Source organism: Ammoniphilus oxalaticus (assembly GCF_003609605.1).
Classification (GTDB): domain Bacteria; phylum Bacillota; class Bacilli; order Aneurinibacillales; family RAOX-1; genus Ammoniphilus; species Ammoniphilus oxalaticus.
Map to the genome: position 1 here is coordinate 19,139 of NZ_MCHY01000007.1, position 21,588 is coordinate 40,726.

Below are 21,588 nucleotides of genomic sequence, written 5' to 3' on the forward strand. Positions count from 1 at the left end.
ATCAGTTAAATGAAGAGCAACTTGAATTGATCGCGGCTTTATTAGAGGACAAAGCAGCAAGGATAAACAGGAATCCAAATTTTGGATTGAGATTGATCCGGAAAAGTCTCACGGGCAGCATTTGTCCAAATTGACGAAAGACGAATTAAATGTGATTCGAAAAGAACTAAATATAAAAGGCATAAGCCAACTTCCTAAACAACAACTGATTGAGGAACTTGTTCGTCAAGCGCCAGACCATTTTCAAACAACAATTCAGTTATTTGACCAGCCTCGATATGCATTGCTTCAACGCCTAGCAAGAGAGGGGTATACATCCGATTTTGATTATGAATTTGAACAAATTGTTTATCTAAGAAAATTTGGCTTGGTGTTTACTGGACGATATCAGGGACAAAATGTGTTTGTTATGCCTAATGAAATAAGGGAGGCTTTTAATCGGATAGACGAGCCTCCGTTACAGGCTACCGTGAAGAAAAATACGGAACTCACTCGCTTGACGCATGGTCTACTTTTTTACTATGGGATATTGTCGATGGAGGAATTGATGAATCTGGCGCAACAATATGTAGCTGAAAAAATCGATATAGAACACTATATTGAGTTGCTTCACGATCTTTCCCTCTTTTATGAAGAATATGATATCGGAAACCGATTTCAGGTAATGCACTATCGCGTGATGGACCCCATGTGGATTCAAGACGAACTGGATTTAAGAGAAACGCTCGATTTTTACCCTTTTACAAAAGAACAACTGTTGCGGGCGGGCGAACTCGATTATAAGGACCGCACACCTCAATACCGAAAATTTAAAGACTTTTTAATGAAAAAGTGTAGGCTCCCTGTGGTAGAAGCAGAAATGTTGATTGATGATCTCTATGATGGCATTCAAAATGGGGATGATTGGATGAACCAAGTCGGTTATCTTCAAAATGAATTAGGACTGGATCGTATGGAGCAAATTCAAGAAGTGGGAGATCTGTTAGTTGCCTATAGTAATCATACAAGGCAGTGGGTACTCAAGGGATATAGCCCGGCAGAACTAGCGCGCAAAGAACAAAAGTCATTGCGTACTACGTCCCGAAATTCAGAAGGAACCGTGATCGATTTTACCACGAAGAAAAAAGTAGGTAGAAATGATCCTTGTGCTTGCGGTAGCGCCGAGAAATTTAAAAGATGTTGCGGTAAATAACGATGAACGAAAACCCTAAGCTTTGAAATCAGGCAAAGCTTAGGGTTTTTTTGTTGTTCTATTTTTAAAAGGGGCCTATAAACCCAAAGACAAACGGGCAATGAATGAATCGGACGGGAGTCACACAGGTAGGTGTTTGCGCGTATATTGTGCTAAGTCAATGTAAGGCGGGAGGAATGGAAGATGAAAGATGCGTGTGTTCATTGCGGGGAGGATTTATCGGTGATCGAGAAAAGTCGCAGCGAATGTTTTGAATGTCGGGATAAAATATCGCTAACCGCTTCGGAAGAGGATCGAGGCGCATCTTGAGCGAAGGAAAAACAAAAAAGGTTGTCAGAAGCTAAAATTCTGAACAACCTCCATTTTTGTTTTACTGTAAAAAACTACTGATCCTTCGCGTAGCGCTCATCTGGGACTTTGCTTAAGACAGCAAACAGACTTGCAGGTTCGTCACCTGTATTTGTAAAGGCAAAAGCTTCATGCCCCTCCGTAAAAACGACATCATCTTTCTTAAGTGTATGCTCGACTTCATCCACTGTCAGCGTGCCCGCTCCTTGTAAAACGGTTACATAAAGATCGGAACCCGGATGTGTATGCGTCGGCACCCCTTGTCCCGGCATAAAGTTAAGCACAAAAGCCGTGCTGTCGTCTGTTTTATGGATAACCCGCTTCGTAAAACGCTCCTCATTAAAATCTTGGAAAGAAGTCAGATTTTCTTTTTTCATGGTAAAACCTCCCTTAAAGTTGTTCGATATTAGCATGTTTCTAACGCCTGCAATCTATCCCTATCATATATGGAATAATGACCGAAGACAGTGGGATTTATCACAAAATTTAACAAAGGTAGTGAAGTAGGGCTTTAAGATACGCAAAACTGTTGTTAAGGTACGTAATGGAAACTTTCCTATTCAACTAGTGAATGAGATTCCATTACGTGTATAATTGGAAAGTGATGGATTGTAATTTGGTTAAGCAAGACGTGAGGTTGATGAGTGAACGTAATTTTCCATGGACATCAATCTAGACAGTAAAAAACAAAGGGGAAAGGTACCATGAGTTTTATCGCGCATATTCGAGCAAGTGACGGTCAGAAGCAGACAGTAGAAGAACATCTATTGGAAGTAAAGCGTTTGGCGGAAATCTCTGGAGAAAAATTTGGAGCCAAACACCTAGCAGGTTTGGCGGGATTGTTGCATGATTTTGGGAAATGCACGCATCAATTTAAGGAATATATTTTAGAGGCGTTTAACAATCCTGAGGCGCCGCCCAAGCGAGGTAGTGTAGACCATTCAACCGCTGGTGGTAAACTGTTGTACGAGCTTTATCATAATCGAACGGACAACCCTTACTTGATTATCCTTGCTGAAATCGTGGGGAACGTGATTATTTCTCATCACTCCTATTTGCAAGATTTTTTGGCGCCTACTTTAGAGTCACCTTATTTAAGGCGTGTTCGCGATAAGGAGTTGGATGATTTTCATCGCGCTCAGCAATACTTTTTTGAGTATGTAATGAATCGAAATGATTTTGATGTCTATGTCTCTGAAGCGGCAATGGAATTAGAGAATTTTTTGCAAGAAACGCCGCCTGAAAATCATGCTGAGCAACTTATGTTTTTAACGAAGTTTATCTTTAGCGCATTGATAGATGCGGATCGAACGGATGCTCGATTGTTTGAGGAGAATACACTGTATAATTCAAAAAACAATGGTTTATTGTTCAAAACCTATTATGAAAGATTAATGGGTAAGCTAAATTCCTTTAAAAATGAATCTCTCGCGAGTCATCCCATTAATATCCTTCGCTCCGAGATGTCAGAACAGTGTGAACGATTTGCAATAAAACCATCAGGAATCTACACGTTATCGATCCCGACAGGTGGAGGTAAAACGCTTGCTAGTTTAAGGTATGCTCTTAAACATTCACTAGAATATAGTAAGGACAGAATTGTGTTTGTTGTTCCTTTTACGACAATCATTGAACAAAATGCCGCGGAAGCTCGTAAAGTGTTACAAGATGAAATGAATATTTTGGAGCATCACTCAAACGTGATTGACGATGGAGTTGATGACGAAGCACAAGATGGCATCGTTAACATGCGACAAAAGTGGAAATTAGCGAAGGACACTTGGGACGCCCCGATTATCTTTACGACGATGGTCCAATTTTTAAACGCATTTTACGCTAAAGGAAGTCGCAATATTCGCCGCCTACATAATCTTAGCAATTCAGTGATTATTTTTGATGAAGTTCAAAAAGTTCCTGTCAAATGCGTATCTTTGTTTAATCAGGCTTTAAATTATTTAAAATATTCCACAGATTCGAGCATTGTTCTTTGCACGGCGACCCAACCGGCTTTGGATTTTGTCGAGCATAAGCTGAAAATCGGATCCGACGCAGAAATGATCGATCAACTAAACGAAGTGATTGAGGCTTTTAAAAGGGTTGAAATCATTGATAAAGCAACGAATGGACCGATCAACAATGAGCAACTTGTCGATTTTATCGGGCAATTAATGGGAGGAATACAAAGTATTCTCGTCATTTTAAATACCAAATCGGTAGTAAAGGATTTATACCAGAAGCTAATTGCGCAAGGAACGGACTATGAAATATTCCATCTAAGTACTTCGATGTGCGCCGCGCATCGAAATGACATTTTTAAAAAAATAAGAGATTGTCTTGGCAACAATCAAAAAATCATATGCATCAGTACGCAACTTATAGAGGCTGGGGTAGATGTCAGCTTTGATAGTGTTATTCGTTCCCTTGCTGGATTGGATTCAATTGCCCAGGCCGCTGGTCGATGCAATAGGCATGGAGAAAAAGAGATCGGAACCGTCTATGTGATTGACCATGAACAAGAAAGACTGGATCGGTTAGAAGAGATAAAAAAGGGGAAGGAAGTTGCCAAAAAAATCCTTGTTGATCTTAAGCGTCATCCTAGCGTATATGGGGGTCACCTGTTATCTAGGGAGGCAATGGAAAGATATTTTCAGGAATATTACACGGATATGGAAACAAATTTAAATTACTTTATCCCTAAGCTAGAAAAGGAAATGATTGAGTTGCTCACCTCTCATCGGCGCGGGAACAGCAGCCTCGCTAAGGCTTATCAAAGTAAACATGGTAGCCTTCCGCCATTGTATTTAATCAATAGTTACTACTCAGCAGCGGAACATTTTGAAGTCATTGATGATATGACTACAGCTGTGTTAGTTCCCTACAAAGAAGGTGAGGAGCTTATTGCTGCGTTAAATAGTTATGCCGGCTCATTTGAAGATGTAACAAAGTTCTTAAGAAAAGCCCAGCAGTATTCAATCAATTTATATAAACATGAGTTTGAATACTTAGCTCAAGATGGTGGGCTTGTTTCTTTTTTGGATGGCCAAATCTTCGCTTTGACAGAAGGGGCGTATCATGGGGAATTTGGGTTCAATCTCGAAAACGACAGTGAATTTGGCTTTCAATATTTTTAGAAAGGCAAAAAACCAGGGATTCTTTTCATCCTTGGTTTTTTTAATTCTTTTTAAAAAATCATATACTATATTTTTCAACCCGCACTTTTATAAGCGACATGTCATTATAGCATATAGTGTAGGATTATGGTGTAATTCATATATTATATTATTTATATTGCCAAAGAACCAGGAGTAATGTACCATTTAATCTAGAGATGTAATAATATTCAAAAAAAGGAGGTGTTCTCATGAGGAATTCGATTCAATTTGAAGTATATGGGAGTTACGCTTTATTTACAGATCCATTAACAAAGCTTGGTGGGGAAAAGATGTCCTACCAAATACCTACATACGAGGCTTTGAAAGGAATTACAGAATCGATTTACTGGAAGCCAACGCTTTTAATTATCGTTGATAAAGTTCGCGTGATGAACCCGATTCGTATGGAGTCAAAAGGTATGCGTCCAATTGAGTATGGTGGTCGGGGCGGAAACACGTTGGCTCATTACACGTATTTAAGAGATGTTAAATATCAAGTTCAGGCCCATTTTATTTTTAATCCGCATCGTCCAGATCTCGCTTTTGATCGTAATGAGCATAAGCACCATAATATTATGAAACGTTCGTTAAAGGTCGGCGGTCGCAGAGATATTTTCCTAGGGGCTAGAGAGTGTCAGGCTTATGTCGAACCTTGCTTGTTCGGCTCAGGTGAGGGGTATTATGATGATTACGATGGTGAAATCCATTTTGGAACGATGATGCACGGCATTAATTATCCAGACGAAACGGGCAGAAATGAAATGGAAGCCCGTCTATGGCAGCCAAGCATGAAGAATGGTGTAATCGAGTTTGTTCGACCTGATCAATGTGCTCACGTTCGCAAAATTACCGACATGGAGCCGAGACATTTTGATGAGACGAATATGACCTCTGCAGAACAATTATGGCGGGAGCTTGAAGAGGAGTGGGATCGATGAGTTGGCTACTCCACCTATATGAAACTTATGAATCCAATCAGGATCAAGTAGGCGTCATTGAAAAAAAGAGAAACGGACAAGAATATACGCTTTTGCCCATTTCCCACACAACTCAAAACGCCCATATCGATGTGAACATTACAGAGGATGGGCAATTTCACTCTGCAACAGTCATCGCTAAGAGTGATGCCAGCACGTTGATTCCGTGCACGGAAGATGCCGCGAATCGAGCCGGTTCGAAGGTCGCTCCCTACCCATTACATGATAAATTGAGTTACGTAGCGGGGGATTATATCGCGTATGGCGGAAACGTGAAAAATAAAGAACATTTCGCGGAGTACCTGAAACAGTTGGAGAAATGGACAAATTCACCGTATGCAATGGATGTAGTGAAGAGCATTTACCGCTATGTAAGTAAAAGATCTTTGATACAAGACTTGGTTAATGAAAAAATACTTGTTGTTGATGATGACGGACAGCTACTAAGTAAATGGAACAAAGATTATGAGGATCGTTATGGAGAACGACCTGCTATTTTTTCGGCGCTAACTGGGGATCAAGAAGGCGCTTTTGTACGTTTTAACGTCCGATCGCCCGACAAGATTTTAACGGATATATGGAAATGCGCAGAAATGTATCAATCTTTTATTCGCTACTATCAGGCAAAGCTAGGGAATGAGAATGAGGATGTCTGTTACGTAACAGGGAAGAGATTGCCGAGCACCGATAAGCATACGAATAAGATCAGGCATGCCGCAGATAAGGCCAAGTTAATTTCCGCGAATGATTCCAGTGGTTTTACATACCGAGGTCGGTTCTCGGAGAGTAATGAGGTCGCTAATGTCAGCTATGAAGTTTCGCAGAAAGCTCACAATGCTTTAAAATGGCTGATTAACCGTCAAGCAAAGATCGTTGATGGTCGCGTATTTCTCGTTTGGGGAAATGAACAACTCGATCTTCCCGATCTCGTTGAAGATAGCTTCGACTTATTTGGAAGCGTGTCAACTGAATCAAAGACTGAGCGCTCGCCAAACACGTTAAAGGAGTTTGCCCGAGAGATCGAAAAGTCGATCGACGGGTTGCGAGGGGATTTATCAACGACGCATTCCAGTGTATATATTTTGATCCTTGATTCAGCGACAACTGGTCGAATGGCTGTTCTGTACTATCGGTATATGGATAAAGATCTTTACTTGGACCGATTAAAGGCGTGGCATACAACATGTGTGTGGCGTCATCGCCATCGAAAAAATAGTGAGGGTAAGATGGTGTCCTATATCGGTTCACCGTCCACAAAGGATGTTGCTTTCGCTGCTTATGGACCTCTTGCAAGCGACAAGATCGTGAAAGGGCTCATGGAACGTTTAGTTCCTTGCATTGTAGATGGGCGGTCGTTGCCGTTGGATATAGTGAGAAGCGCTGTTCAGCGGGCTTCGAATCCCGTGTCGATGGACCGATGGGAATGGGAGAAAACATTAAGTGTTACCTGCGCCCTTATAAACAAAATCTTAAGCGACCAAAAGGGGGAGTATGATATGGCCTTAGATACAGAGAACAATGATCGCGATTATTTATTTGGACGACTGCTAGCCGTTGCCGATGTGTTAGAAAGACGCGCTTTGGGCCCAAGTGAAACCCGTTCTACGAATGCGATTCGTTATATGAATTCTTTTTCACGACATCCGGAGAGAACATGGAAGACGATTCAGGAAGGTTTGCAGCCATACCAAGCACGTCTAGGAACGAAAGCTCGTTATTTATCCGGATTAATCGATGAAATCGCGTCTCGAATAGAGATTACGGATTTTAATAACCAACCTTTGTCAGGAAAATACTTGTTAGGATTTTATAGTCAACGACATGAACTGTATCAAAAAAGAGAAACAGATCGGGGCGTAAAAGAAAACGAAGCGCGAGGGGGAAATTAAAATGTCTACATTAGACCAAAAAATCGATTTTGCAGTCGTCTTATCGGTTACAAAAGCAAACCCGAATGGGGATCCACTTAATGGAAATCGTCCGCGTCAAAATTATGACGGTCATGGCGAAATATCAGATGTTGCGATTAAAAGAAAAATTCGAAACCGTTTGCTAGATATGGGGGAATCTATTTTTGTGCAGTCCGATGATAGAAAAGTAGACGAGTTTGATAGTTTGCGATCTCGTGCGGATGCACACCCGGAACTGGCTAAGGCCAGTAAAGGAAAGAATAAATCAAGCGATGAATATGCTCGCCTGGCTTGTCAAGAGTGGATCGATGTGCGCAGTTTCGGCCAAGTATTCGCGTTTCGGGGAGCGGGTAGTGGTGGTGGGGTATCCGTCGGGGTCAGAGGGCCCGTGTCAATCCATACGGCGGTAAGCGTGGATCCGATCCAGATTACGAGCATGCAAATCACGAAAAGCGTCAATTCCGAACCAAACGAAAAAAGGGGATCGGACACGATGGGGATGAAACACCGTGTTGATTTTGGAGTTTATATTTTTTATGGCAGCATCAATACACAATTAGCGGAAAAAACAGGATTCACAAAGGAAGATGCATTAAAAATCAAAGAATCTCTCATTTCTTTATTTGAAAACGATGCTTCTTCTGCCAGACCTGAAGGCAGCATGGAAGTACATAAGGTCTACTGGTGGGAACATGCGTCAAAACTAGGACAATATTCGTCCGCCAAAGTTCATCGGCTATTAGATATCAAAAAACGGACAGAGGAACCAAAGTCGCTTAATGATTATGCGATAGAGCTATATGAACTGGAAGGATTAACCACCGAGGTTTTGGATGGGCGCTAATAATGAAGAAAACTATCTGATGTTGTCAGGCATCCAACATTATCAGTTTTGTAAACGTCAATGGGCGTTAATTCATATTGAACAGCAGTGGGCGGAAAATGTGAAAACATTGGAAGGACAATTTTTACACCAAAAAGCGGATCAGCCCTTTATAAAAGAAAAGAGGGGAAACAAGTTAATTGTACGAGCGATGCCAATTCAGTCTAACGAGCTCCGAATATCTGGTGTTTGCGATGTGGTTGAATTCATTAAAGATGATCAAGGCGTTGAGCTACATGGTCATGAAGGGAGGTATGTCGCGCATCCTGTTGAATATAAGCGCGGCAAACCGAAAACAAACGATGCCGATTTGTTACAATTGACCGCTCAAGCCATGTGTTTAGAAGAGATGTTGCTATGCGATGTAACACACGGCTTCATGTATTATCATGAAATAAAACGTCGACTCGAGGTGGCGATTACGGACTCGTATAGAAATAAGGTTCAATCCATAGTTTCGGAAATGCATGACTATTATGCGCGTAATCATACTCCAAAAGTAAAAATAGGATCATTCTGTCGTAACTGCTCCCTTCAACATATTTGTTTACCTAAATTAATGAATAAGGAATCCGTTGAAAGTTTTATTGGAAGGAAAATCAGGGAGTGAAAAAACTTTTAAATACACTATACGTCACCCAGCCTGATGTTTATTTAGCTCTGGATGGAGGAAATGTTGTTCTTTTGAAGGATGAAGAAAGACTTGGTCGACTGCCTTTGCATAATTTAGAATCGATTATAAGCTTTGGATATACGGGAGCAAGTCCGGCATTAATGGGGTATTGCGCGGATCACAACATCTCCATTGTGTTCTTGACGATGAATGGGAGATTCTTAGCTAGAGTTGTTGGAGAAAGTCGGGGCAATGTAGTGCTGAGAAAGAAGCAATATCGGTTGTCAGACAATGAAAATTCGTCTGCAAAAGTGGCTCGAAATTTCATAATGGGTAAAGTGTATAATCAGAAGTGGATGATCGAGAGAATGACCAGAGAACATCCACTTCGAATCGATGTGGAGCAATTTAAAAAGATCTCCCAACATTTATCTGCTTTGATGGTCGACATTCACGCTTGTGAAGATTTAGAACGGTTACGAGGGCTAGAAGGACAAGCTGCGATTAGCTACAACCGTTTATTTAATCAAATGATCTTGCAGCAAAAAGAAGATTTCTATTTTCATCATCGCTCCCGTAGACCGCCGATGGACAACGTAAACACGATGCTGTCGTTTGCGTATACGTTGTTGGCGAATGATACGGCTGCTGCGTTAGAAACAGTTGGACTGGATGCTTATGTCGGCTTTCTACATCGGGACCGTCCAGGAAGAGCGTCATTGGCTTTAGATGTCATGGAAGAGCTACGCGGAATTTTTGCAGACAGGTTTGTATTAAGTCTCATTAATCGGAGAGTGATCGGTCCATTAGATTTTTATAAAAAGGAAAACGGAGCCGTCCTGATGACAGATGAGGCAAGGAAAAAGTTCTTAGAAGCCTGGCAAAATAGAAAACAAGAAAAAATAACACACCCCTTTCTAGGAGAAAGGATGTCGTGGGGCCTTGCGCCACATGCGCAGGCATTATTATTAGCCCGCTATTTACGAGGCGACCTTGACCAATACCCGCCATTCCTATGGAAGTAGGTGAAAGTAATTGCTAATCTTGATCACGTATGACGTTTCAACAGTGGATAAAGCAGGGAGAAGAAGACTTCGTCACGTGGCAAAGGCTTGCCAAAAATATGGACAGCGGGTGCAAAACTCTGTTTTTGAGTGTATAGTAGATGCAACGCAATTCACAAAATTAAAGATGGAGCTTGTTAATTTGATTGATATGGAGGTAGACAGTCTTAGGTTTTATAGACTGGGTAACAATCACAAGAGTAAAGTAGAACATTTTGGTGTGAAGGAATCGATGGATCTAGAAGGGCCTTTAATCTTTTAACCCTCGGTGCGGATAGTAAGTGAACATAAATTACCTAGGACATCCGCACCTAGGATATTGTCGATAATTATCGAATGTGACATTTAATTTAACTGAGTTCTTTATTCGAATAAAGAAAATAGTGATTTTTGAGTAAAAAAATCTTAATTTGCTCACTTTTAGTCAAAAATCGCTGTCGCACCCTTCGTGGGTGCGTGGATTGAAATTCGCTGTACGAAGGAATCAAATGTGCATCGCTCAAAGTCGCACCCTTCGTGGGTGCGTGGATTGAAATTCCGCTCCACATCTATTTAAAGTAACGAGGTTATAGTCGCACCCTTCGTGGGTGCGTGGATTGAAATTTGTGCTAGGATGAATATGGCCGACATAAACAGTGTCGCACCCTTCGTGGGTGCGTGGATTGAAATGGGTCATTTTGAAAATCTTCAACATAATGACCCCGGTCGCACCCTTCGTGGGTGCGTGGATTGAAATGCCTGTTGGTGACGAGCCTATCGTTACTACGAACGTCGCACCCTTCGTGGGTGCGTGGATTGAAATTCTACGCAATCAGCGACGGTCAGCTTGCGGCCGGGTCGCACCCTTCGTGGGTGCGTGGATTGAAATCGTCCTTTTCAATAGCGGCATTTATCCACAAAACGTCGCACCCTTCGTGGGTGCGTGGATTGAAATACTAGGAAATCTAAGTCTTTATTTATCTCGCGAGAAGTCGCACCCTTCGTGGGTGCGTGGATTGAAATATCTGTGGGATCTATAATCACATTGCTTGGGACTGGTCGCACCCTTCGTGGGTGCGTGGATTGAAATGGCTATACAGAACAATGACCTCAATGTTTATGTAGCGTCGCACCCTTCGTGGGTGCGTGGATTGAAATGGTTTACAGGTGGCTAACAAAAGACGTTAAGGAGGTCGCACCCTTCGTGGGTGCGTGGATTGAAATTACCAACAGATTTGGAAAGAGAGTTACGAGTTGTGTCGCACCCTTCGTGGGTGCGTGGATTGAAATAATTTTTTAGGAGGTTTGTTATCTACATCAGACAGTCGCACCCTTCGTGGGTGCGTGGATTGAAATCTTTTTCGTTGTACCTGAACGATGGAACTTGTTTGTCGCACCCTTCGTGGGTGCGTGGATTGAAATAATAGTCCCGCACTCTGTGTAGTCCAAGAAAAAAAGTCGCACCCTTCGTGGGTGCGTGGATTGAAATTCACTGGTTAACCCCTCAACAAACTGGATAATGCGTCGCACCCTTCGTGGGTGCGTGGATTGAAATTCTTGTTGTAACAACACCATCACGGCGACGGAAAGTCGCACCCTTCGTGGGTGCGTGGATTGAAATTTTGGTGACACTTAACTCATGTCGATCGACTGACGTCGCACCCTTCGTGGGTGCGTGGATTGAAATTTATAACACAACCATCTACAACGAGCGTGGCATATATGTCGCACCCTTCGTGGGTGCGTGGATTGAAATAGCGCAACCCGCAACTGAATACGACAAGTTGCAGATTCAGTCGCACCCTTCGTGGGTGCGTGGATTGAAATAAGAAGTTGAGGCGATTGTTGAGGAGGAGGCTTAAGTCGCACCCTTCGTGGGTGCGTGGATTGAAATTTCTGGTGTAGCCCCCTCAACCCACTCTCCCCCGTCGCACCCTTCGTGGGTGCGTGGATTGAAATGACTATCTTTGGTATGTTCGAGTTACCTTGAAAAGTCGCACCCTTCGTGGGTGCGTGGATTGAAATCGTTGTGTAATGAGTGCCACTCAATCATACATAACGTCGCACCCTTCGTGGGTGCGTGGATTGAAATAAGTCATAAAAGTCCACGCGATGCCCCTCGGATAGTCGCACCCTTCGTGGGTGCGTGGATTGAAATATGACCAATAGGGCATCGTTTAGGTCACTCATATAGTCGCACCCTTCGTGGGTGCGTGGATTGAAATCCTCTAAAATCCCATCAACCGTCTTTTGTGTGCGGTCGCACCCTTCGTGGGTGCGTGGATTGAAATTTTGAAGTCTCCCATTGTCTAACAAGGATATTTAAAAGTCGCACCCTTCGTGGGTGCGTGGATTGAAATCTGTGTGTCTGTCGCAATGTAATCATCACCCGACAGTCGCACCCTTCGTGGGTGCGTGGATTGAAATATGCTTACGATGGTATTAGGACTGACACCCAACAGGTCGCACCCTTCGTGGGTGCGTGGATTGAAATAACTAACCACGTTTTTATAGATCCGTTAGAGCTAGTCGCACCCTTCGTGGGTGCGTGGATTGAAATATCAACTAGCACATCATCAGTTAACCCTCGCTTAGTCGCACCCTTCGTGGGTGCGTGGATTGAAATGCATCTGGGGCAATCCATTACCTCACCCCCGTACGTCGCACCCTTCGTGGGTGCGTGGATTGAAATACATCGTCCATGACCGTTTGGTTTTAAATGTATAGTCGCACCCTTCGTGGGTGCGTGGATTGAAATTGTCCAGTGGGCATATAGGTGATTTCGGGCATAGAGTCGCACCCTTCGTGGGTGCGTGGATTGAAATTGTTCCAATCCGAATAATTTATAGCGCAACGCCGTCGCACCCTTCGTGGGTGCGTGGATTGAAATTCGAAGTAAGCGGCGTTAAAGACTACGAAGAACTGGTCGCACCCTTCGTGGGTGCGTGGATTGAAATCGTCAGGCCCTCGCAATCCAACATAAAAGCACGAGTCGCACCCTTCGTGGGTGCGTGGATTGAAATATTGTTCTGAGTTCAAGTACAAAAGAGAGGTTACGTCGCACCCTTCGTGGGTGCGTGGATTGAAATTTTAATTGGTCAACACCTTGTACATTTAGATTAAGTCGCACCCTTCGTGGGTGCGTGGATTGAAATTTTAATTTCGGTAACCCTGTGGCTTGTGATTACTGTCGCACCCTTCGTGGGTGCGTGGATTGAAATATTCGACTGACTCCCCTCTCCCCTCCTCCCCGTTGTCGCACCCTTCGTGGGTGCGTGGATTGAAATATTTTATGCCTCCTCAAATCGTCTAACTCCGCTTGTCGCACCCTTCGTGGGTGCGTGGATTGAAATAAAATTGTTCGTCCACCTTAGATCCTGTTAATTCTTGTCGCACCCTTCGTGGGTGCGTGGATTGAAATGATTTATCTAATGTTGAATATCCACCAATCGCAGAGTCGCACCCTTCGTGGGTGCGTGGATTGAAATAATTTGGCTTGTGCTGTATCAATCCCGACTAGGCGTCGCACCCTTCGTGGGTGCGTGGATTGAAATGATCCTGACAACGTTTTAATGCAAGATGCTAAAACGTCGCACCCTTCGTGGGTGCGTGGATTGAAATAGATTCACCTGTGACGAGTCCTAATGTTCTTTCAGTCGCACCCTTCGTGGGTGCGTGGATTGAAATTTTAATTTCGGTAACCCTGTGGCTTGTGATTACTGTCGCACCCTTCGTGGGTGCGTGGATTGAAATCCCCTTGTGCTAATTGCATCCGTTTATTTTGAGCAGTCGCACCCTTCGTGGGTGCGTGGATTGAAATTTTAATCCAAACCGCAGAAGGCGCACTTAATGAAAGTCGCACCCTTCGTGGGTGCGTGGATTGAAATAATTGGTAAAGTATCATGAGAACTATATCCGGTAGTCGCACCCTTCGTGGGTGCGTGGATTGAAATAAGCATCAGTGATGCTACTACTGTAAACAATACGGTCGCACCCTTCGTGGGTGCGTGGATTGAAATAATATAAAAAGAACAATGTCGTAGCCTATAATGGATGTCGCACCCTTCGTGGGTGCGTGGATTGAAATATGCTGTCCCCGTTTATCCGCATCATGAATATGTCGTCGCACCCTTCGTGGGTGCGTGGATTGAAATAACCTCTTTGGGTCTGAGTATCTTTGTAGAATTATGTCGCACCCTTCGTGGGTGCGTGGATTGAAATCTGAGGGGGCCAAGTTTACCGACACAATTTACACAGTCGCACCCTTCGTGGGTGCGTGGATTGAAATTAAAGAAACGCCAGCGGGGGCACAAAGCAAGGTGGGTCGCACCCTTCGTGGGTGCGTGGATTGAATTGTAAAAATGGGTCAATTCAAGTGCGACAATTGAGATTATTATAAATATAAACAATATGACCACCATAGCTTAGATGAACGCCCTTGGACTTTGATTTTTCGTGTGAATTATGACTTACCTTGTCATATCCAAGGGTGTGTGGATTGAGGTTCTTGTTATTTCTCTTCTGTTCATCTTTCAGAGTTGAATCCCACCCTCCATCCGTCCCCAGAATACCCTCTTGAAAACAAGAAAAAAGCTGACCCATGACGAGGAGTTACACCCGCAAACTACGATTTGAGCGGGGAAAACACCTGGATGGATCAGCTTTTTTTAGGCCTTTTTGACAACTTTTGATTTTAGTTTCATTTGACCAAAACCGTCGACTCTGCAATCGATGTCGTGGCCGTCTCGGCTGCCGTCAACTAAGCGGATATCATTTACTTTGGTTCCAATTTTGATTACGTTCGAGCTGCCTTTTACTTTAAGGTCTCGAATCACGGTAACAGAATCCCCGTCTTGTAGAATCGTGCCGTGGGCATCTCTAATAACAGGTCCATCTTGCGTTGCTTCGCTTTCCGCCGCATCTGGATTCCATTCGTGCGCGCATTCAGGACAGATGAACAGATCTCGGTCTTCATAGGTGTATTGTGAATTGCAATTTGGGCAATCCGGTAAATTTGCCATCGTTTTTATCCCTCCTAATCTTCTATATACTGCCATACTTTTCAATGATTGACAAGCTAGTCTCTTGGCTAGAGTGGAGATATGACTGAGTAAAGACTAGTCTGATGAGAATCTAGCAGATGGCCATAGATTCGAATAGATCAAGGCGCCAGGCATGAAGCGCGTTAAGACTGAATAGACTGGAGATGGTCTTACACTTTTGGCTCAGTTCGGACTCAAGACCTGCTTCATTCGAAGCAGGATAGGGCTTCAGCCTATTTTTTTATGATTCATAATCCAACACGTTTTGACGGGCTCTGCCAATATAATTCCGATGAAGCGGGAGGGTTCGACACACACCTCCAGCATATTTGGGCAACTGTCGATTGCTATCGCAATTTTGAGTATTTTTTCTCTCCAGTTTACCTTATTTTTCCGTTATGATAAAAACAGATTCAGAAACTTTTAAGTCGTGGAGTTGAAATGATTGAACCCATTATTGCAGAAAATTCTGGGACTTAGAGATCAAGGTTTGACCCATCAGGAAATTGCTGATGAATTACAGATAACCATTGGAAGGGTGCGCTACCAATTGTACAGAAAAAGTCAACCAGAAACGAATGTAGAATTAAACGAGAAGTCGAAGGAGCAGATGATCCAGCTGCATGACGCTGAAGTTCATCCTAATTATGGGGAAGACCAGCTTGTTCTTTTACCGCAAGGCCCAGCAAGCCTATATGCTTATTGGGAGATTACGGACGATCGAAAAAAATTAGTAGAGGAACACTTTAGTTGTTCCTGGGGCGTTTTGCCAAAAGTGCTGCGTGTTTATGATGTGACCGATGTGTATTTTAATGGGAATAACGCGCATTACTATAAAGATGTTCAAATCCATGATTTGGCTAATAACTGGTTTGTAAACGAACTTGGATCGCGGCGAAATTATTGTCTTGATTATGGAACGTTGACCTTGGATGGTCGTTACTTTACGATTTTACGCTCAGATCCCGTCCAATTGCCAGCTTCGGAAATTCAACCGTGGAGGGAACATGCGACGTGGAGAAGACCAGCAGAGTCAATAGAACCCGAGTGGCTGCGAGATTTTACAGGATACACGCTTCACGGGGGAGCAGATAGGAGAAAACTATGGTAGAAAAAGGTTACTTAGCGCTCGTTTTACATGCTCACTTGCCGTATATTCGGCATCCTGAGAGTGAACAATATATTGAAGAAAAATGGTTATTTGAAGCGATTACGGAGACATACCTTCCGCTTCTACAAGTGTTTGAGGGATTGCATGAAGATCAGGTTCCGTTTCGTCTGACGATGTCGTTAACCCCGACGTTGTTATCGATGCTGTCGGATCCTCTTTTGCAAGGACGGTACAGCGCCTACATCGAAAACTTAATTCAATTGGCCAAAAAGGAAATCAAACGGACGGCTGACAACGAAGATCTTAATGATTTGGCTAGCATGTACTATAAGAAGTTTCTTCATATGCAAGATAGTTTTGAGACAATCTATCAGCGAAATGTGATTAATGGATTTAGGAGAATGCAAGATTTAGGCTATTTGGAACTGATTACATGTTCTGCGACCCATGCCTTTTTACCTTATGTCAAAACGGAAATGGCGTTGCGGGCTCAAATTGAAAATGCGGTGAAAGTTCATTATCAGCATTTGGGGCGGGCCCCGAGGGGAATCTGGCTTCCTGAATGCGGCTATAAAGCTGAATTGGATCCGATCTTAAAAGAATTTGGATTGGAATACTTTTTTACTGAAACGGATGGTTTAATGCATGCCGATCCTAAACCGACATATGATGTATATGCCCCTGTTGTTACTCCAACAGGGATTGCGGCCTTCGCTAGGGACGCGGAATCGTCGAAACAAGTATGGAGCTCGATGGAAGGGTATCCAGGTGATTTCGATTACCGCGAATACTATCGGGATATTGGCTACGACCTTGATTATGACTACATAAAGCCACACTTGCATAAAAGCGGGGTTCGCCTCAACACTGGCATTAAATATCATCGGATTACAGGCAATGCCCATCAAAAAGAGCTGTATCACCCGGATTGGGCTCGGGATACTGCGGCGCGTCACGCAGGTAATTTCATGTTTAATCGAGAACAGCAAATTGAATTTGCAAGTTCGTATATGAATCGCAAACCGATTATTGTCGCTAGTTACGACGCGGAATTGTTTGGGCATTGGTGGTACGAAGGACCGATGTGGTTGGACTTTTTATGCCGCAAAATTCATTACGATCAAAACACGATCAAACTTAAAGCGCCGATCGATTATTTGGAAGAATATCCGGAAAACGAAGTGGCCGCTTTGAGCATGTCAAGCTGGGGACGCGGCGGATACGGCGAGGTGTGGTTAGGTCAAAACAATGAATGGATCTATCGACATTTGCACCAAGCGGAACATAGGATGATCGAGTTGGCAAATCGGTTTCCGAACCCAACTGACTTAGAAAAGCGCGCTTTAAATCAAGCGGTCCGGGAATTATTATTGGCTCAAAGTAGTGATTGGGCGTTCATTATGGATGCGCAAACGATGGTTGAGTATGCGATCAAGCGCACAAAGAATCATATTGGACGTTTCAAGGAGATTTATGATGCCCTTATACATCAACGCATTAATGCAGCATGGCTCACCGAATTAGAGCGGCGCAATGCGATTTTCCCAGCCGTTGATTACAAAACGTTTACTTCTCGACAGGCGCCATCGGCGCCAGCCCCGCATGCACCTTCAAAGCTAAAAGTTCTCGTGTTGTCATGGGAATTTCCGCCGATGATGGTCGGAGGATTGTCGCGACACGTGTTTGATTTGACGCGCAAAATGGTTGAATTGGGTTTTGAAATTCATGTGCTCACGAGCCATGTCGATGGATATCCCGCATATGAACAAAACCAAGGGGTTCATGTGCATCGAATTCAAACGTTTCAATCGAATGAGATTGATTTTATGGGATGGATCTTCCAACTGAACCTAGCCATGATTGATTACGGTAAGCAATTGATTAATAACTACGGTCCATTCGATTTGATTCACGCGCACGATTGGCTTGTGAGTCAAAGCGCCAAAACGCTCAAACATCAGTTTCAATTGCCGCTAGTGTCAACGATTCATGCGACTGAACATGGGCGTAATCAGGGGATTCATACAGACATTCAACGAAAGATCCATCACTTGGAATGGCAATTAACGTATGAGTCGTACCGTGTGATTGGATGTAGTCCATACATGGAGCGAGAAATTTGCGACGTGTTCCAGCTTCCAGCGGATAAGTTGGACATTATCCCGAACGGTGTTGACCCCGGATTAACGCGAATCGAGCATTCGGATCCGTCCATTCGCGCTCATTTTGCCTTACCGCATGAGAAAATTGTGTTCTTCGTTGGACGGATCGTCCGTGAAAAAGGGGTCCAAATCCTGCTAGACTGCGTACCTAACATTTTACGGGCGTGTCCTGACGCGAAATTTGTGATTGGCGGGAAAGGTCCGATGTTAGAAGAGTTGAAGTGGAAAGCAATCGAAATGGGCATTCAAGACAAAGTAATGTTCACCGGATTTATTTCGGACGAAACGCGCAATCAGCTGTTACACTGGGCTTCAGCTACGGTGTTTCCAAGCCTATATGAGCCATTTGGAATCGTCGCTTTGGAAGCGATGGCCGCGGGCGCCCCAGTGATTGTGTCCGATGTCGGGGGAATGGCCGATATTGTGGAACACGGCGTCGATGGTTTAAAGGTTTATCCGGGTGACCATGCGTCATTGACGACTCAAATCATTGCTTGTCTGCAAGATGAACAGAAGGCGCAAGAAATGAAAGAAAATGCGCTTAATAAAGTGGAGCAATACTATTTGTGGGAGCGGATTGCTGAGCAAACAGTAAGTGTTTATTTTAACGTATTGAAAGAGGCGCAGCGCCCGTTGCTGGAAAGTTATGTAGAAGCAGCGGCCGCAAGATCTTAAAACTAAACGGGGGGATCATCTGAATGAAAGCAATTATCTTAGCTGGTGGAAAAGGAACGAGATTAAGACCGCTTACCACGCACTTGCCTAAACCTATGGTTCCTTTGTTAAATAGACCTTGCATGGAATATAGCATTATGTTACTGAGGAAACACGGAATTACGGACATAGGGGTAACCGTTCAGTACTTAGGTGACGAAATCAAGGACTATTTTGGTGACGGGTCAAAATGGGGCGTGAACATTCATTATTTTGATGAAAACGAACCATTGGGGACAGCAGGTGGTGTAAAAAATGCGGAATCGTTCCTTGATGAGCGCTTTCTGGTGATCAGCGGGGATGCGTTAACGGATTTTAACCTTACACAAGCGATTGAATTTCATGAGCAAAACGAAGCGATGGTCACGATGCTAATGAAAGAAGTGGATGATCCAACGCAATACGGCGTGATCGAGACGGACACGTCAGGACGAATTACGCGCTTTTTAGAGAAACCAACATGGAATCAAGTGTTTAGTCATACGGTCAATACGGGAATTTATATTTTGGAACCAGCGATTTTTTCCTATTATGAGCGTAATCAAAAGTTTGACTTTAGTAAGGATTTGTTCCCAATGTTGCTCGCTGCAAACGAGCGGTTATACGGGATTAACTTAGACGGCTATTGGTCAGATATCGGAAGTTTAAGTGTTTACCGTGAGACTCAATTTGATATGCTTGATGGAAAAGTGGAAGTCGAGTTGTTAGCAAAAGAAATCGCGCCTGGCATTTTTGTGGAAAATGAGGTGTCGATTGAGGATAGCGCAAACTTGGAAGGACCGATTTATATCGGAACCAATTCGGTCATCTCCAGTCAAGTGAAATTAGGCAGCTATACGATCATCGGCTCGCACAATTGGCTGCAACGCGGCGTTAGTGTGCGGGAAACGATTTTATGGAATCATAATATTATTGGTAGACACGCTGAAGTAGCGGGAAGCACGATCAACCACCTATGCCGCATTGGCGAAAGAACGCTGATTGATTCGGGCGCGATCATTGGTAATGAATGTTCTGTTCATGCTAAAACGCATATTGAATCAAATACGGTCATTTCCCCACAAGAAAGAGTAGGTGGGCGGGTCTTCTCCTTGGCCGCTTTATAAAAGAGCCTAAGTTTTTAGGTCGTTTATTGACCAAACACAGATTTTGAGCATATACCTTATAAAGGAGAACTTTTCAGTTTCTCTTTTATAAGGTTTTTTCTTGTTTGCAGGAATCTGCTCTTTATCGCGCGCTATCATTCAATAGGGGTGATCAACCGTGTTACAAAAGAGTTACGATGTGTTGGAACAAATTCGTCTGCCTCACGGGTTGTATATCGCTAGTCCTTCACCTGATTACCGTTATGTATGGCTTCGCGACTGTTTCTATATTTCACTTCCTTTTTTGGATAAGCCGACCACTCATTATGAGCAAGCTTACCATCGAATGTTTGATTTATTTCGAGAATACGAATGGAAATTGGATATACACGCCAGACAAAAGCCTGTTAATGATTGGGAGTATATACATGCGAGGTATACCGCAGATGACATTAAAGAAATCCATGATCAGTCATGGGGACATATTCAGTATGACATGATCGGGGCGTTTCTATTCGGACTTGCAGCAGGGATGAAACGAAATAAGAAGATGTTTCGCGATATGAAAGATGTGGAAATTACGCAAAAAATCGTCCACTATTTACAAACGGCTGAATATTGGCAAGATCCGGACCATGGGATGTGGGAAGAGTGGAGAGAAGTTCACACTTCTTCCGTAGGGGCTTGTGTTGCGGGACTACATGCGATTCGACCGTATGTTGATGTTCCCGAATCTTTGATCGAATTAGGGATTGAGCAGCTTTTTGGGCTACTTCCGCGTGAAAGCGTTGACAAAAGGGCAGATCTTGCTCAATTAAGCTTAATCTATCCGTATCAGTTGCTTGACGGAGCGTTAGCTGATCATGTCGTCAGTCAAGTCGAAAGATGGTTGGTTCGCGATCGCGGCGTGATGCGATATGAAGGGGATAGTTATTACAGTACGTTGGAAGCCCAATTTGGACGAAGTCACCCACTTTCATTTTACTATGGGACTGAAGCGGAGTGGACGTTTGGTTTCCCTTGGTTAGCCTTATGTCATTTGCAGTTAGGTAACCGTAAACAAGCGGAATTCTATCTGCGCAAAACAGAGCAGGTGATGGTAAAGCCGGGTATTTTACCCGAGTTATACTTTAGCAAAACGGACATCCCTAACCCGAATACACCGCTTGGTTGGAGTTGCGCCATGTACATTCTGGCAAAAGAAGCTCTGATGAAGCTAAAATAAACATTTGAATCGCCAAGGTTGGCGCAGTGGACCGAAGTAGGTCTGCTGCGCTTGTTTTTGTTCGCGTCCTGATAGGGGGGCGGATCCTCTCATATAATGATATTTCTCTTATCACTTTATTTGGAAAAGTA

15 protein-coding genes and 1 CRISPR repeat array are annotated in these 21,588 nt (G+C 43.5%); of the genes, 13 read left to right on the forward strand and 2 right to left on the reverse strand.

The window, feature by feature from the left end:
• Positions 1–121 precede the first annotated feature (121 nt).
• Complete coding sequence (locus BEP19_RS05030; protein WP_147393770.1) at positions 122–1,192, forward strand: SEC-C metal-binding domain-containing protein; 1,071 nt, start codon at positions 122–124, stop codon at positions 1,190–1,192.
• A gap of 183 nt (positions 1,193–1,375) precedes the next feature.
• Entirely contained in the window at positions 1,376–1,501 is a 126-nt protein-coding gene (locus BEP19_RS18120; RefSeq protein WP_281269270.1) for a hypothetical protein, read from the forward strand.
• 74 nt (positions 1,502–1,575) lie between these two features.
• On the opposite strand, the gene BEP19_RS05035 is transcribed toward BEP19_RS18120, so the two are convergent.
• Entirely contained in the window at positions 1,576–1,917 is a 342-nt protein-coding gene (locus BEP19_RS05035; RefSeq protein WP_120188765.1) for a cupin domain-containing protein, read from the reverse strand.
• A 327-nt stretch (positions 1,918–2,244) separates the two neighbouring features.
• Between BEP19_RS05035 and cas3 the strand changes: the two genes are divergently transcribed.
• The 7 genes from cas3 (at position 2,245) to cas2 (ending at position 10,401) form a co-directional block, all read left to right on the forward strand.
• Positions 2,245–4,671: a CRISPR-associated helicase Cas3' gene (gene cas3, locus BEP19_RS05040; RefSeq protein ID WP_120188766.1), complete on the forward strand. Its 2,427-nt coding sequence runs from the start codon at positions 2,245–2,247 to the stop codon at positions 4,669–4,671.
• A gap of 230 nt (positions 4,672–4,901) precedes the next feature.
• On the forward strand, positions 4,902–5,630 hold the full coding sequence (gene cas5c / locus BEP19_RS05045) for a type I-C CRISPR-associated protein Cas5c (protein WP_120188767.1): 729 nt from the start codon (positions 4,902–4,904) through the stop codon (positions 5,628–5,630).
• On the forward strand, positions 5,627–7,558 hold the full coding sequence (cas8c, locus tag BEP19_RS05050) for a type I-C CRISPR-associated protein Cas8c/Csd1 (protein ID WP_120188768.1): 1,932 nt from the start codon (positions 5,627–5,629) through the stop codon (positions 7,556–7,558). The genes cas5c and cas8c overlap by 4 nt, the downstream gene beginning before the upstream one ends.
• A 1-nt stretch (position 7,559) precedes the next feature.
• Positions 7,560–8,423: a type I-C CRISPR-associated protein Cas7/Csd2 gene (cas7c, locus tag BEP19_RS05055; RefSeq protein WP_120188769.1), complete on the forward strand. Its 864-nt coding sequence runs from the start codon at positions 7,560–7,562 to the stop codon at positions 8,421–8,423.
• A complete protein-coding gene (gene cas4, locus BEP19_RS05060; RefSeq protein WP_120188770.1) occupies positions 8,413–9,072 on the forward strand; it encodes a CRISPR-associated protein Cas4 in 660 nt (219 codons plus the stop codon). Before cas7c ends, cas4 begins: the two co-directional genes overlap by 11 nt.
• Positions 9,069–10,100: a type I-C CRISPR-associated endonuclease Cas1c gene (gene cas1c, locus BEP19_RS05065; RefSeq protein ID WP_120188771.1), complete on the forward strand. Its 1,032-nt coding sequence runs from the start codon at positions 9,069–9,071 to the stop codon at positions 10,098–10,100. The genes cas4 and cas1c overlap by 4 nt, the downstream gene beginning before the upstream one ends.
• Positions 10,101–10,110: 10 nt before the next feature.
• Complete coding sequence (cas2, locus tag BEP19_RS05070; RefSeq protein WP_120188772.1) at positions 10,111–10,401, forward strand: CRISPR-associated endonuclease Cas2; 291 nt, start codon at positions 10,111–10,113, stop codon at positions 10,399–10,401.
• Between the two features lie 174 nt (positions 10,402–10,575).
• Positions 10,576–14,473: a CRISPR direct-repeat array (repeat unit 32 nt; unit sequence GTCGCACCCTTCGTGGGTGCGTGGATTGAAAT).
• Between the two features lie 312 nt (positions 14,474–14,785).
• Here cas2 and BEP19_RS05080 read toward each other — a convergent pair.
• Positions 14,786–15,139 carry a zinc ribbon domain-containing protein YjdM gene (locus BEP19_RS05080; protein ID WP_120188774.1) on the reverse strand — a complete coding sequence of 118 codons (354 nt, stop codon included), beginning with the start codon at positions 15,137–15,139 and terminating at the stop codon, positions 14,786–14,788.
• Positions 15,140–15,605: 466 nt separating this feature from the next.
• Between BEP19_RS05080 and BEP19_RS05085 the strand changes: the two genes are divergently transcribed.
• From BEP19_RS05085 to BEP19_RS05100, 4 genes are all read left to right on the forward strand, one after another.
• Positions 15,606–16,271, forward strand: a complete 666-nt coding sequence (locus BEP19_RS05085; RefSeq protein WP_120188775.1) for a DUF4912 domain-containing protein — start codon at positions 15,606–15,608, stop codon at positions 16,269–16,271.
• A complete protein-coding gene (locus BEP19_RS05090; protein ID WP_120188776.1) occupies positions 16,265–19,108 on the forward strand; it encodes a 1,4-alpha-glucan branching protein domain-containing protein in 2,844 nt (947 codons plus the stop codon). The genes BEP19_RS05085 and BEP19_RS05090 overlap by 7 nt, the downstream gene beginning before the upstream one ends.
• 23 nt (positions 19,109–19,131) lie before the next feature.
• The gene (locus tag BEP19_RS05095) at positions 19,132–20,253 is read left to right on the forward strand and encodes a nucleotidyltransferase family protein (RefSeq protein ID WP_120188777.1); all 1,122 of its coding nucleotides are present in this window, start codon (positions 19,132–19,134) and stop codon (positions 20,251–20,253) included.
• A 157-nt stretch (positions 20,254–20,410) separates the two neighbouring features.
• The gene (locus tag BEP19_RS05100; protein ID WP_120188778.1) at positions 20,411–21,457 is read left to right on the forward strand and encodes a glycoside hydrolase family 15 protein; all 1,047 of its coding nucleotides are present in this window, start codon (positions 20,411–20,413) and stop codon (positions 21,455–21,457) included.
• Positions 21,458–21,588 lie beyond the last annotated feature (131 nt).